General features: G+C 45.2%; 8 protein-coding genes and 1 pseudogene. All 9 read left to right on the plus strand.

The window, feature by feature from the left end; translation table 11 throughout:
• The first annotated feature begins 26 nt into the window (after positions 1 to 26).
• Positions 27 to 3,320: a SusC/RagA family TonB-linked outer membrane protein gene (locus ITJ87_RS08960; RefSeq protein ID WP_005826375.1), complete on the plus strand. Its 3,294-nt coding sequence runs from the start codon at positions 27 to 29 to the stop codon at positions 3,318 to 3,320.
• A gap of 19 nt (positions 3,321 to 3,339) precedes the next feature.
• Positions 3,340 to 4,677 (plus strand): RagB/SusD family nutrient uptake outer membrane protein, encoded by a 1,338-nt coding sequence (locus ITJ87_RS08965; RefSeq protein WP_117966229.1) that lies wholly within the window; start codon positions 3,340 to 3,342, stop codon positions 4,675 to 4,677.
• A 136-nt stretch (positions 4,678 to 4,813) separates the two neighbouring features.
• Positions 4,814 to 6,010 carry an MFS transporter gene (locus tag ITJ87_RS08970; protein ID WP_117966226.1) on the plus strand — a complete coding sequence of 399 codons (1,197 nt, stop codon included), beginning with the start codon at positions 4,814 to 4,816 and terminating at the stop codon, positions 6,008 to 6,010.
• A gap of 1,139 nt (positions 6,011 to 7,149) precedes the next feature.
• On the plus strand, positions 7,150 to 8,358 hold the full coding sequence (locus ITJ87_RS08975) for a site-specific integrase (RefSeq protein WP_117966224.1): 1,209 nt from the start codon (positions 7,150 to 7,152) through the stop codon (positions 8,356 to 8,358).
• 271 nt (positions 8,359 to 8,629) lie between these two features.
• Positions 8,630 to 9,892, plus strand: a pseudogene (locus ITJ87_RS08980) (DUF3575 domain-containing protein).
• A 14-nt stretch (positions 9,893 to 9,906) separates the two neighbouring features.
• On the plus strand, positions 9,907 to 10,893 hold the full coding sequence (locus tag ITJ87_RS08985; RefSeq protein ID WP_226791129.1) for a DUF5119 domain-containing protein: 987 nt from the start codon (positions 9,907 to 9,909) through the stop codon (positions 10,891 to 10,893).
• A 21-nt stretch (positions 10,894 to 10,914) separates the two neighbouring features.
• A complete protein-coding gene (locus ITJ87_RS08990; RefSeq protein WP_117966221.1) occupies positions 10,915 to 12,126 on the plus strand; it encodes a fimbrillin family protein in 1,212 nt (403 codons plus the stop codon).
• Between the two features lie 117 nt (positions 12,127 to 12,243).
• A complete protein-coding gene (locus ITJ87_RS08995; protein WP_117601193.1) occupies positions 12,244 to 13,206 on the plus strand; it encodes a fimbrillin family protein in 963 nt (320 codons plus the stop codon).
• 24 nt (positions 13,207 to 13,230) lie between these two features.
• The gene (locus tag ITJ87_RS09000; RefSeq protein ID WP_117966218.1) at positions 13,231 to 14,502 is read left to right on the plus strand and encodes a FimB/Mfa2 family fimbrial subunit; all 1,272 of its coding nucleotides are present in this window, start codon (positions 13,231 to 13,233) and stop codon (positions 14,500 to 14,502) included.
• Positions 14,503 to 14,505 lie beyond the last annotated feature (3 nt).

Genomic DNA, 14,505 nt, shown 5'->3' on the forward strand with positions numbered 1-14,505 from the left:
GTATTAATTAATTTTATATGTAACGCATGAAAAAACGTGTATTAATCGTTTTGCTATGCTTTGTAGGAGCTTTGTCATCTGCTTTTGCTGCAGAGAAAAAAGTCCAGGGCGTAGTAATATCTTCAGAGGATAACCTACCGCTTATCGGTGCTTCCGTTTATGTGACTGCGGAAGACTTGAAAAAGGCGGGGAGTGCTCAGACTACAATGGGGGTCATCACTGATGTGGATGGTCAGTTCTCTATCGCTATACCTGCGGGGATAACCCGTTTCTTTTGTAGCTACGTGGGATATGACGTATTGGAAGTGAAGCTTGTTCCGGGAAAGGAACATTATGAAATAACACTTCATGCATCTTCCCAAATGCTCGATGCCGTTGTTGTGACGGGTTACCAGACAGTGGAGCGCCGCAAGCTGACGGCAGCGGTATCCAAACTGGATATATCGGACGAGACCATCGGTGCAGTAAAAAGTATCGACCAGGCACTTGCCGGACAAATTGCCGGACTTTCTGTCAGCCCGACTTCCGGTGCTCCGGGTGCTCCGGCAAAGATACGCATTCGCGGTACTGCTTCATTGAATGGTACACAAGACCCTTTGTGGGTGCTGGACGGCATTCCTTTGGAGGGAACGGATGTTCCCGAACCGGATGAGCTGAATGACATCACCAACATGAAGCAATCTTCCATTGCAGGCCTGAATCCGGCAGATATTGAGAATATCACCATCCTGAAGGATGCGGCAGCCACTGCCATCTATGGTGCGAGGGCAGCCAATGGCGTCATTGTGATTACAACAAAGAAGGGTAAGGTCGGTAAACCGGTTATCAATTTCTCGTCCCGGTTTACCTATACTCCTACATTGAGCCTTGACCGGTTGAACTTGCTGAACTCAGCGGAGAAAGTAGGATTGGAAATGGATATGATCCGTAATAACTATTCTCCGGACAATCATAAAGGAGGCGTATATAATATTCTTTCCAATTACAATGAGTTGTCTGCTTTTCAGAATGGAGGATGGGATGCCTTGAGCAGTGATACACAAGCTGCCATCAACCGTTTGAAGAGTGTTAATACAAACTGGGGAGATATCCTTTTCCGCGATGCTTTCAGCCAGGAATATAACTTGAGCCTTTCCGGCGGTACGGAAAGGGTTACGTATTATACCTCTTTCGGCTATTATAAAGAGGATGGAAATGTGGACGGTGTGGGTATGGACCGTTTCAACTTGGTAGGAAAGACTTCCTATAAGGTGAACAGTATACTGAAAGTGGGTGCCTCCATGTTTGCCAACCGTCGCAAAAATACCAATTATCTGACAGATGCATACGGTATGTCGAATCCCGTGTTCTATTCACGCAAGGCTAATCCGTATTTTGAACTTTATGACAAGAATGGCAACTATAATTACGACTACGATATTCAGAACAACACTGATAAGGATTTAGGATTCAACATCTTTGAAGAACGGCAGAACACGTCTAATGAAAGCGTGGTGAATTCTTTTTCATCTATATTTGATGCGGAGCTACGGTTCAATGACAAGTGGAAGCTGACTTCCCAGTTTGGCTATCAGTTGGAAAAGACTTCCAGAGAAGAAATAGCGGACTGGGAAAGCTATGCCATGCGCTATTACTATAAGTTGAGCGAATACTCCCAGGGCGGAGAAACCAAACACTTCCTGCCCGAAGGAGGTATGCAGAAGTCTTATGAAAACTCCAATTCACAGATTACTTGGAAGGCGATGGGAGAATATCGCGACAGTTTCAATGATATTCATGAACTGGAAGTGATGGCGGGTACCGAGCTGCGCAAGACCTGGTATGAAACCTTGTTCTCGGCAGGGTATGGCTTCGACCGCAAGACGTTGACGACCAAACCGGTGATTTTCCCCAACGAAAGTTACGCCACGTCTTTCCCGCTCCATCAGACAACGTATAAGGAGAATGCTTATGTATCTTTCTACTCTACGGCCTCTTACTCTTTGTTGAACCGCTACACGGTGGGAGGAAGTATCCGCTTTGACGGTTCCGACCTTTTCGGTGTGGATAAGAAGTACCGCTATCTTCCTCTTTATTCTGTCAGTGCCTTGTGGCGTCTGTCACAAGAACCGTTTATGCAGCAGGCCAAGTGGGTGGATAACCTGGTGTTCCGTGCATCTTACGGTCTGCAGGGAAATATTGACAAGAATACTTCTCCGTTCCTGTTGGGTACATATCGGTCGGAAAGTATTTTGCCCGGAGTATCGGAAGATGTAATTATTATTAATTCCGCTCCCAACAAGAAGTTGCGTTGGGAAAAGACGCAGTCTGTCAATGCCGGCTTTGATTTTTCTGTATTGAACCAGGCTATCAATCTGAGCGTGGACTATTATTATCGTAAGGGTACCGATTTGATAGCTTTGCGCATGCTTCCTCTGGAGACGGGCTTTACTTCAATGAACGTCAACTGGGCAAGTATGGAGAACAAAGGTGTGGAAATCAGCTTGTCTACCCGTAACATAACGACAAAAAACTTCTCCTGGTACACAAATTTCAATTTTGCCTATAACGGTAATAAGGTATTGCAGGAAAACATACCGGAGCAGCAGACCACTCCGGGACGTGAAGGCTATCCCGTAGGGGCAATTTTCGCACTGAAGACTGCGGGAGTGAATAAGGAAACCGGTAATATGATGTTCTATAATCCGGAGGGAGAGAAAGTGACCTTGAAGGAGCTTTACCGCCTGAAGGACGAGTGGGGGATAGGTATTGCCTCTTCCGATGTAACTGCAGCCGAAGAGAGAACCTTTTATTCGTATATCGGGAGTAGCGATGCTCCTTATACGGGAGGTTTGATTAATACCTTCAGCTATAAAAACTGGGAGCTGAATGTCAATTTCTCTTTGACGTTTGGCGGGTACGTACGTACGCAGCCCTCTTATGACATCATTAATCCGGATTATGGCAAGAACTATAATGCGGATGTGCTGAACCGCTGGACTCCGGAAAACCCGAATGCGGAGCTTCCGGCATTTATGCTGAGTGCTTCCAACCCGGAAGAGTACTCCTGGTATGATTCTAAAACCATCTGGAGGGATTTGGATATCTGGGTGAAGAAGCTGAACTACGTACGTTTGCAGAATCTGCGTCTGGGTTACCGTATCCCTGAGCTCCTGACAAAGCGTTTGGGAATGAACTCGGCAACGGTATCTATTGAAGGACGCAATCTCTTCGTGTTTGGTTCGGGATATAATAACTACATGGATCCGGAGTCGATGTACAATCCTTATGCAACTCCCGTACCCAAGTCGGTTACATTCAGTTTGAACTTGAATTTCTAACTTCAAAAGCAGAAAGAAAATGAAGAAAACAATAAGTCTGATGATAATGGCCTGCATGCTTCTGCTTGCGGCATGCGACAACTATCTGGATATACAGCCTACCGGTAGTGTCATTCCCAATTCTTTGGCTGAGTATAGAGCGTTGCTTGCCCGTTCTTATAAGGACGTGAGTAAATTCAGTGACCGGGGAATGGCTTGTTTCCGTTCCGACGAGATGCAGGTTCGGGATAATGAATATGACCAAAATTATTATATGGATATAGAGCGCTGGAACGACCTTGCTCCCAATGCCTATACCTCATCGTTTGAATGGGCCAAGTATTACAATGTGCTTTTTATTGCCAATCACGTTATTGAGAGCAGAAGTGATATTAAGGAAGGCACTGAGGAAGAGATAAATCAGCTTGTAGGAGAAGCGTATATGCTCCGTGCTTATGTACATTTCTTATTGGTAAATCTTTATGGACAGCCCTATACTAAGGAGGGAGCTTTGGATACCAAATCGGTACCGCTGAAATTGGATACGGATTTAGAGAAAGTCCTGAAACGCAATACGGTGGAAGAAGTTTATACTTCCATCCAAGCAGATATTGACGAGGCACGCAAACTGGTCATGAAGGCAGAATGGGAACAGAGATATTCATATCGTTTCAATGCGGCTTCGGTAGAGGCGTTTCAATCACGCGTATCCCTTTATAAGGGCGAGTGGCAGGCGGCTTGGGATGCTGCTGAGGCAGTGCTTGCCGTGAAGTCTGTATTGGTAGATTTGAATGATGCCGCTGCAACTCTTCCTAACAGTTATAATTCCGTGGAAAATATTACTCCACTGGAGACACCTCTGAGCAGTACAATCAATGGGGCTGCTCTGGCTACTCCGGTTTTTCTCTCCCTTTATGCTGAGAACGACCTTCGGCTGGACAAATATTTTGCTGAAACGGATGAAAAAGGTTTCCGGAAGAATAAGAAGGCGGGAAGCAATAACTACTTGTGTACTTTCCGTGTGGGTGAAATATATCTGACGGCTGCTGAGGCTGCTGCTCAACTAGGACAACTGCCTCAGGCACGTACCCGCCTGCTGGAATTGATGCGGAAACGTTATGCACCGGAGGCTTACGAAGCAAAATCTATTGCTGTCAACGCTATGGATAAGGAAGCGTTGGTACAGGAAATATTGGATGAGCGTGCCCGTGAACTTGCTTTTGAAGGACATCGTTGGTTTGACCTTCGTCGTTCCACTCGTCCACGTTTGGAGAAAGTGCTTGGTGGTACGCGTTATGTACTCGAAGAAGATGATGCCCGTTATACATTGTCCATTCCGAAAGAAGCCATAGAAGCCAATCCGGGATTGCTGAACTGATAAAGATGACCGGTAAAGATTAAACTCCCCGATTCTCGGCTGAACAGCGCAGGGAATCGGGGAGTTTTGTCTTAATGTGGATTGGATATATGTTTTTTACGTACCTTTGCACCGTTTTTGTAATAGACAATATAAGATGATACAGAATCAGAGACCTCCTATCCGTAGAATTGCTTTTCCAATTCTTATAGCATTGAGTATTTCGCATTGCTTGAACGATATGCTGCAATCGGTCATTTCGGCGATATACCCTTTGTTCAAGGAGGATTTATCCTTGAGTTTTGCCCAGATTGGTCTGATTACGTTGGTGTATCAGATGTCGGCGTCCGTGTTTCAGCCTCTAATGGGATTGTTCTTTGATAAGCGCCCCATTGCCTGGTCATTGCCAATAGGTATGTGCTTTACTTTGGTCGGCATTATGAATCTGGCTTTTGCAACTAATCTGTATTGGCTGCTGGCTTCGGTATTCATTGTGGGTATCGGTTCATCTGTACTCCATCCAGAGGCGTCGCGCATTGCCTTTCTGGCTTCTGGCGGAAAACGCGGACTGGCGCAGTCTCTGTTTCAAGTGGGTGGGAATTTGGGAGGCTCGCTTGGACCATTGCTGGTGGCTTTACTGGTAGCTCCTTATGGGAGGCGACATATTGCTTTTTTCACGGCTTTTGCCTTGATTGCCATCGTGGTGATGATTCCTATATGCCGTTGGTTCCGTTCCTACTTGAACCACATCAAGAAAAGCCCGATGCTCGTGGCAGGAAAGATAGAACGTCCCCTTTCTTCAAGGATGACGGTGTTTGCCATAAGTATTCTGCTGATACTTATCTTCTCCAAATATATCTATATGGCAAGTCTGACGAGTTACTATACATTCTATCTGATCCATAAATTTGGTGTCACTGTTCAGGACTCACAGCTCTTTTTGTTTGTCTTCCTGGTAGCCACTGCCATCGGAACATTGGTGGGAGGCCCTGTAGGTGATAGAGCTGGGCGTAAGTATGTTATCTGGGCTTCCATTCTTGGAACGGCTCCATTCAGTATGATGATGCCTCATGTAGGGCTTGCATGGACGGTAGTGCTGAGTTTCTGTGTCGGTCTGATGCTTTCTTCCGCTTTTCCTGCCATATTGCTGTATGCACAGGAATTGCTGCCTAATAAGTTGGGTTTGATTTCCGGGTTGTTCTTTGGTTTCGTTTTTGGAATTGCCGGTATCGCTTCGGCTATATTGGGAGGTATGGCAGATAAGTATGGTATAGAGGCTGTTTATAATGTATGTGCCTTTATGCCTTTGTTGGGGTTGGTGGCTTGCTTTCTGCCTAATTTGAAAAAGAGATAGAGGTTTTGTATTCCCATTGTCAGCCATGCAGAGAGAACGAAAGGTGCAGTCAATGTAGTGAGTCCTCAGTTAATTCCTACAATTTACAAGGCTACAGAGAGTAAAACGAAATACACTGCCCATATTCAGCTCATCCAATTTTGGTCTTCTAGAGCAATGGTACACAAGATAGGAGAGGAATAACTCCCCCAATATATGGTATATATTGCTGCATTCCGGGAATTTACGAGGGTGCCTGCAAGGAAAAATAGTCTGGTCATAATGTTTCCTTGAAACATCACCTGGTTTATATCCATACTGAAACATTGTAAGTAATCGATGTAGGAAGTAGAAATGAATAGCATGTTAGGCATCAGCTAACTGCACAATCCTAGCAGTAGCTATACAGAAAGGATAAAAGGAACAGTGAACCCGGGTAACACGCGTTGCATGTTGAAAAAAACGTGTATGTAGATAGATATAGATGCGTACGAGGCAATAGTTATCAGCATCAAGGATCCATTTGCATGAATGGCAGAATGTGCTTTGCTCCCCCTCCTTTTTGTGTGGCAACTCAAACGTAACTAAAGGGCTGATATCTCAAAAGAGATACCAGTTCTATTTTTGTATTAGCAAAAAGTTTTAGCGGACAGTCATGTTTAATAAATTATCTTTATTGATATTGGTTACAGTGCAGTTTGTCATTTCTCTGTTAAGCGGTAAATTGGTTTCCCCAACAAAAGACAAGACGGTATCTTTACCTTCAGTTGATTTTGCTCCCGATATCGAACTTGGCACTAAACGTACAGTCTAGTGATAGTCACCGAAGGATATTCAGATTATCGGTCTATTCTTTCAACCGGCACGAATATGCAATCCAAATTCTTAATTGCCATTGATCTTTGTCCTTGCAATTTTTATATGAAGAATCTTTTGGAAAAATGTTTTGAAGCTTGTTTTTTCGTTATCTTTGAGCACAGAAAGCTTTTGATTTGCACGAATATACACTTTATAATTACGCCATTAAAGCGACGTTTTTTTAGATAAAGCATCTTTTATCAGTCAAGAATAGTTTAGCAGGAAGTATACATAACAGTTTGAAGTATTTTGAATTGCTTCTTGTTTTTATAATTCTGTATTAAACTAATAATTGATTGTTTATGACTAGTGTAAAAGTAAAATTCAGCCCTTCATCCATTATCCTCAAAGAGGGAACGCTTCATTATCAAATAATCCATCATCGTAAGGTACGACATATCCGTACCGGTTACAAACTGTTTTCAAGTGAGTGGATTTCTGCTTCCGGTGAAATCGATGTCTCGGCAGGAAGTGGAGAAGATCGAAAAAACTATCTTATTGCGTTAAAAAAGCAAATTGATAAAGACCTTGTTAAAATAGAGAAATGCATCAACCGTTTGGTTCAGGAAGATGCTCCTTTCACTGTGGAACGCATCATAGAGCTTTACACTGTTCCTGAAGGAAATTACACTTTCCTTTTATACGGAAAAGAACTGCTGGTTGAATTGAGGAAAATAGGCAAGGTACGTACAGCGGGTACCTATCAGAGTGCCTTGAATAGCTTTGAACGTTACTTGAATAACCGTGGTGATGTCTCGTTGGATGCACTGGACTCCAATCAGATGATAGCTTATGAAAGCTGGCTCAAAGGGAATGGCATTTGTCCGAACACCAGTTCCTATTATATGCGTAATCTCAGAGCTATCTATAATCGTGCGGTAGAACAAGGTTTTGTTGCCCAACAAAATCCTTTTAAGCATGTATATACTGGCATTGATAAAACAAGGAAACGTGCTGTATCCTTAGATGTGGTTAGGGAAATACGAGACTTAAATTTGACGAAAAAATCACTGGTCTTTGCCAGGGATATCTTTTTATTCAGCTTTTATACACGTGGAATGTCCTTTGTGGATATGGCATTCTTGAAAAAGAAAGACCTGCAAAATGGGATCCTTACTTACCGGAGACATAAAACCGGTCAGCAATTGTTTATCAAATGGGAAAAACCCATGCAGGAACTCATTGATAAATACGACACCTCTGATATTCCCTACCTACTACCGATTATTCGAAATAATGGTATGGACGAATGGCATCAATACCAAAATGAAGCGCACCGTATCAACAGAAATTTGAAACACATTGGCAAACAGATGGGTTTGGGTATTCCACTTACTACTTATGTTGCCCGCCATGCATGGGCCAGTATTGCTCAAAGTAAAAATGTCTCTTTATCTGTTATCAGTGAAGCATTGGGACATGATTCGGAGCAAACCACCCGAATTTATCTTGCCTCTTTAGATGCATCTATTGTAGACACGGCAAATAGTCTCATTTTGATGTCTATATGAATAAAGTGATTTATATAATAATCATTAACGAATATGACAAAAGAATATCAAAGCCATTCAAAAAGATACATATCTTCATAAGAGAGGTCTATTTACCATGGAGAATTGGTGGAGTAAATATGCCTAAGTCATGAGAAAACAGCTTGTAAAAAGCGAAGGTGTTTTGGTAAAATGTCATAAGCACTTCAAAGTATATGCCCTCCACAAAATAAACAGTGATGCTTTTCTCCTAGAGGTGTATTGGTAATGTGTACACAAATATGGAATCAATATGAAAGCGAATAAAATCTTACTTGTATTCCTGATATTTTATGTAGGCCATATCCAGGCACAAGAGATACAGGATTCGGTAAAAATCTATTTCAGACAAGGATATTCTGTATTGGAACCATCCCATAGAAACAACAGAGAAGCGTTGGACCGGATAGCAGACAGTCTGCGGACAAGCTATGCGGACTCTGTTTACCAACTGAAACGTATCCAGGTAGTGGGTGGAGCATCACCGGAAGGCAGCATTCTCCTAAACAGACGTTTATCTGTAAAGCGAGCCAATGTGCTGTTTGACTATCTTTCACGTTATGGAGAACTACCCGACTCCTTGAAAACGAACGTGTTCCTCGGGAGAGACTGGAACGGTCTAATCCGTTTGGTGAGTGATGACTAGGAACTACCCTACCGGAAAGAAACGCTACATTTATTGCATGAATTGGCAGAGGATGCGGCAAATGACAATCTTACAAAAGGTGACCATCTGCGACGGATACAGCAACTGCATGGTGGGGCACCTTATCGGTATATGTATAAAAAATATTTTCCGGAGTTGCGCGCCTCCCGGTTATATCTATGGTATGAGAAAGTATGGAATCCTATTGCCCCCATGCCAATGCCTCCCTTCAAGCTTCCTATACCCGAACCAAAACCGACAGAACCTCTCCCCCTTGTCCCATACATACCTACGCAGCCACGTAAGCTGTATCTTGCTGTAAAGACAAATATGCTGTACGACGCATTGCTCGTACCGAATATCGGTGTGGAATTTTATCTTGGCAAAGACTGGAGTATGAGTGCTAACTGGATGTATGCCTGGTGGAAAACAGACCGGCGGCACTGGTACTGGAGAACTTATGGCGGTGACATAGCCATTCGGAAATGGTTCGGTAAGGCCGCCACGGAAAAGCCTCTTACGGGACATCATGTGGGACTCTACGGGCAGATTTTTACTTATGATTTTGAAACAGGGGGAAAAGGCTATATGGGTGGAAAACCCGGAGGAACACTCTGGGACAAAATGAACTATTCCACAGGTGTGGAATACGGCTACTCGTTGCCGGTGGCATACAGACTGAATATTGACTTCACTATCGCTGTCGGGTATTGGGGGGGGACCTATTATGAATATACCCCCATAGACAACTGCTACGTATGGCAGGCTACCAAGGAGCGGCACTGGTTCGGCCCTACTAAGGCGGAAATATCGCTGGTATGGCTGATTGGCAGGGGAAACTTCAACAAAGGGAAAGGAGGCAGACGATGAAAACCGGAATACGAATGACTGTTTACACACTGCTGACCATGATTCTTTTCTCATGCGAGCACAAGGAACTCTGTTTCCATCATCCGCATGTGGCTACGGTCAGAGTGGATTTTGATTGGAAGAACGCTCCGCAGGCCAATCCTGAGGGAATGTGCGTGTATTTCTATCCTGAAGAAGGCGGATATCCGGTTCGGTTCGATTTTGCAGGGAAAGACGGAGGACCGGTAGAGATTAAAGTAGGAAGGTACCGGATACTCTGTTACAATAATGACACGGAGTCTTTACTGTTCAGAGGAATGGAAGGATTTGACACCCATGAGGGATATACGCGGAACGGTAACGTTTTTGAGAGTATTTACGGTAACGGTGCCCATTATGCGCCTCCGGCCAAAGGTTCGGAAGACGAGCGTGTCGTCATCTGCCCTGACATGATGTGGGGAAGTAACGCCCGAAATGTGGAAATCACCGAATCAGGGCTAAGTTATGAATGTGTTCCCTTTACAGACAAAGACAAGGTCGAATGGATAGAAAGTAGCGAGCATGTCATCAAGCTTTATCCTGCCGAACTGATATGTACCTACACCTATGAGGTCCGTAATGTCAAGAACATGGAGTATATGACGCAGGCTTGCGGGTCATTGTCGAGCATGGCTCCCTCCATGCTGTTTGCCAACGAGGAACTGGACAGGGAGTGTGTCACAGTCCCCTTCGAAACAGAACTCCACCCCGAGAGTTCGAAAATGACCGGTAAGTTTTATACGTTCGGTCATCATGAAGAGAATGCCCGTCCGCACAAAATGATGTTTTATGTATGGTATTCCAATAAGGAGAAATTCTATACAACCTTTGATGTGACTGACCAAGTACATAAAGCACCGGACAGGAAGCATGTGCACATCATCATTGATAATGCGGACTTTCCGGAACCGCTTCCGGACGAGGGGGGATTTGATGTGGAGGTTGATGATTGGGTGGAAGTCGAAAACGATATCATTATGTAGTTTTTTATATCTTTTAATGTTATGCAGACGAAATCAATTCTAATGGCACTATTGGCCATGGCATTGGTAACGGCATGTACCAATGATGAAACAATAGAAATGAACCAGGGTGAAGGCATCAGTTTGAGTGCGATAGCAGGAAAGGCAATCCGTACGGGAAGCGAAGCCACCACAACCAACAGCATAGACAAATTCCATGTATTTGCCTTTACCCAAGAAGCAGAATACATGAATCACGATGTCCGGAGACAAGGGAACGTATGGTCGTATGGCGATACCAAATTCTGGCCGGAAACAGATGTGGACTTCTATTCGTATAGTCCGACGGATACGAAGAATGGTAATGTTGACATTACAGTAAATGGCGACAAGAAAATTACCGGCTATGAGGTACCCGGCGATGAGGACCTGCTTTATGCCTTGAACCTGGCTGAAAAGAAAGCCGAACATGAGGGCAAACAACCGGTTACGGTCAACTTCCGCCATGCCCTGTCACAGATTGTATTCAGAATCAAGAACACCAGTTCCAACCTGACAGTGTTCGTAGACGCAGTGAAAGTGGAGGGAATAGAGAAACAGGGTACATTCTCCTGGCCGACTTTGAGCACTACTACCCAATGGCAGGGAACTGAAAAGGATACGGAAACTGACAAGTCATGGGGAACATGGGATATCGCATATAACAAAGAGAACGCAAAGCAGAACAGCTATGCCGCTGAGATTACTCCGATTATGGAACCAGGCTTTACAGGTTCCAAAGATGCATCTGTGTGGGACTTGACTGTTAAAACAGGCAATGGCTATAAGGGACTGCTCCTTTTGCCGCAGACATTGAATCCCTGGATTACGAAGACCGGTGGAACAGATGAAAATCCGGAGTACAAAATCACGGGGACAGCACGTGTGCTTGTTAAATGCAAGCTGGTAGATACGGCATCTGATGTACAATTGTGGCCAGACAAGGACTCACAAGAGGAAACCGCATGGGTGGGCGTCTCCCTGGTAGGAGAACCTAAGGACATAAGCGGAAAAAACGAACAAGTCTGGAAGCAGGGCAAACGCTATGTTTATACCCTTATCTTTGGTGAGGGCGGCGGCTTTAACCCTGATCCCGAAAATCCGGATCCTGAACCTGTTTTGGTTCCTATCACATTCGACGTAACTGTGGATAACTTTGTTGAATATCCTCAGGACCTCGATGTAAGCGTTCCTGATTCAAACCCCGGAAAATAAACTGAACCACCGCAAACCTGTCTTTTCCATCCGTCGGGTTGCGGAAATATAACAGACCGGGCGGGGTTGAATGTTCCCCTCCCGGTCACTACTTATTCAAATAAAAAATAAATGCCTATGCGACTTAATTTTAAAAAGGATTTTCTTCTTGTTACGGCCATGCTGGTCGCTGCCGGCTGTTCCGATAGCATGACGGGAGAAAACAATCCGGAACAACAGGTGCCGATTGCCTTTGGCACACAAGTTGCCACCCGCGCCGTGGTGGAAAGTGACAAGGAGGGCATGGATAATTTCACACTGTGGGGATGGGTACGGGAAAGCGACGGGCCGAAACTGTTTTTCGATGCCGCTTCGGTTACTCCGTCGGGAAACTATGGCGAGAAACGTTTCTGGGCTGTAGGCAGGCCTTATGACTTTTATGCGGTGCATCCGGAAGAAATGAAAGAGATTGGTGTCGCTACCGAAGTTTCCTGCAACGACAAGGGCGAACTCAGGGTTACGGGTTTTGATTCTTCCGGAATGGGGAAGGATGCCGTGGATTTGATGACGGCAACAGAGACAGACGTGACTTATGAGGGTGGCGGAACGATGGCGCCTGTGCTTCTGGCATTCAAACATGAACTGGCACAGGTGAAATTAACTGTCCGTACCGGAGAGAAGCAGGCGGAAGTGTCGGACATCAGACTTTTCGGTGTGGACTATAAAGGTGACTTGCTGTGGACGCCGGAAAACTCGACATGGCAAAACCGGGTGAAATGTACGGAAGAGAAAACTCCTTTCGTACGCAGCGGGAGCGTGCGGATAGAAGCCGGAAGCAGCGCTACCGTGCTGGATGGCGTATTGCTGTTGCCGCAGCCGGTGACGGAGGATGTGGCGGTAACCTTTAAGTATGCCTATGCCGGCAAACCGCTGTCGGAGGCAAAAGAAGCGATGGTATACCTGGATGCGGCCCTGACAACGGAATGGATAAAGTCGAACACTTACCATTATAAAATAACGCTGCCTGCTGCCGATGCCGACATTACTGTCAAAGTGAACGTGGGCGATTGGGACAGCAAGGATATTTCGGCAGATTGGTAATCTCATAAACAGGAAGGAGAAGATATGAAAATCCTGAAATACTCATATATATGTATGTTTTCCGCAACGGCGGGGATAATGACGGCTTGTGCACCGGACGGGCAGGAAGGGATGTTTCCCGGAAAGGGAGAACCGGTGACGGTGAAATTTTCAATCGATACAAGGGCGGCAGAAACGGATGATTTCGACTCGCAGGTGAAGACGCTCAGGGTGTATGCTTTCCAGAATGGCAGCCCGGTGGGGTATTATTATGGCGGGGAGGATGTGCCGGCTCATACTTTTAAATGGAAATTGCCGAAAGGAGAAGTCTGGTTTTATGCAGTGGCCAACGAGCAGGAGGCCGGAGAACTGCTTTGCGAAAACAAGGGAGACATTTTTGTACTGCCCGGTGAGACTGTCGGGGGAGTACATCCGGTCGAAGGCTTGGAAGTAGTGCCGGACAGACTGGAGTCTTTGACTTTCAGCCGGCTGCCGGAAGCGGAATATGTGTCGGGCGGAACGGCAACAGACAAGGATGAAACGGGAAAAAAATACCGCTCTGCCATTGTGCCAATGACCTGTAAGTATCGTGGAACAGTTACGCACGATAATCAGGAGATAAACCTGGAACTGAAACGCAGCATAGCGAAGCTACAGCTTTACTTTGCCAAGGCGGATGTGGCAGACGCCGGAGAGGGGCAGCTCTATATGGGGCGCGGGTTGTATCTCTACAATATGCCGGAATACGGGTATCTGTTTCCGAAAGAGAAGTACGAATATACGGGAGATTTCAATTTTCTGGAGGGAGCCGGTGAAAATTCCGACTCGAAGAATCAGAAGAACGGCAAGGTAATTCTGAGTGCGGGATGGCCGGAGGAACCGGAAATCGCTCCGCAAGAAGGGACACCGGAATATGAGGAGTATGAAAAGAACTTGCAGGAGAAGACCCATATCAACGAGATTAAGGCTTTGGCACATGCCGGGAATACAGACACGAAAAACTTTCAGTGGATGCCAGCCAAACCGATTTATCTGTTTGCCAACTCCAATGAAATTGCAGACCGTTATCCTGAGAATCCGTCAGCTGAGAGTTCAAGGGGATATTATCTGAAAATACTGTCGCATGAACATAAAGTGGGAAGTGACGGTACGGAAGGACATGAGGCTGATATGCAATATGTAGCTTTGCCCGAAGTGGAAGCCAACATGAACCTGCGGCTGTTTTCCGTTATTTCCATGCACGGACACGTGGCTATGACAGCACATTGGATGATTGTTCCGTGGGAAACCGGAGGCGGAGATGTGGAATTTAATTAGGCA

It is taken from the genome of Bacteroides sp. HF-162 (genome assembly GCF_015679285.1).
Taxonomy (GTDB): domain Bacteria; phylum Bacteroidota; class Bacteroidia; order Bacteroidales; family Bacteroidaceae; genus Bacteroides; species Bacteroides uniformis.

Excerpts from the sequence above, each read along its gene's own strand:
- ITJ87_RS08960 (WP_005826375.1), top strand. The coding sequence starts at position 27 with ATGAAAAAACGTGTATTAATCGTTTTGCTATGCTTTGTAGGAGCTTTG.
- ITJ87_RS08965 (WP_117966229.1), top strand. The coding sequence starts at position 3,340 with ATGAAGAAAACAATAAGTCTGATGATAATGGCCTGCATGCTTCTGCTT.
- ITJ87_RS08970 (WP_117966226.1), top strand. The coding sequence starts at position 4,814 with ATGATACAGAATCAGAGACCTCCTATCCGTAGAATTGCTTTTCCAATT.
- ITJ87_RS08975 (WP_117966224.1), top strand. The coding sequence starts at position 7,150 with ATGACTAGTGTAAAAGTAAAATTCAGCCCTTCATCCATTATCCTCAAA.
- ITJ87_RS08985 (WP_226791129.1), top strand. The coding sequence starts at position 9,907 with ATGACTGTTTACACACTGCTGACCATGATTCTTTTCTCATGCGAGCAC.
- ITJ87_RS08990 (WP_117966221.1), top strand. The coding sequence starts at position 10,915 with ATGCAGACGAAATCAATTCTAATGGCACTATTGGCCATGGCATTGGTA.
- ITJ87_RS08995 (WP_117601193.1), top strand. The coding sequence starts at position 12,244 with ATGCGACTTAATTTTAAAAAGGATTTTCTTCTTGTTACGGCCATGCTG.
- ITJ87_RS09000 (WP_117966218.1), top strand. The coding sequence starts at position 13,231 with ATGAAAATCCTGAAATACTCATATATATGTATGTTTTCCGCAACGGCG.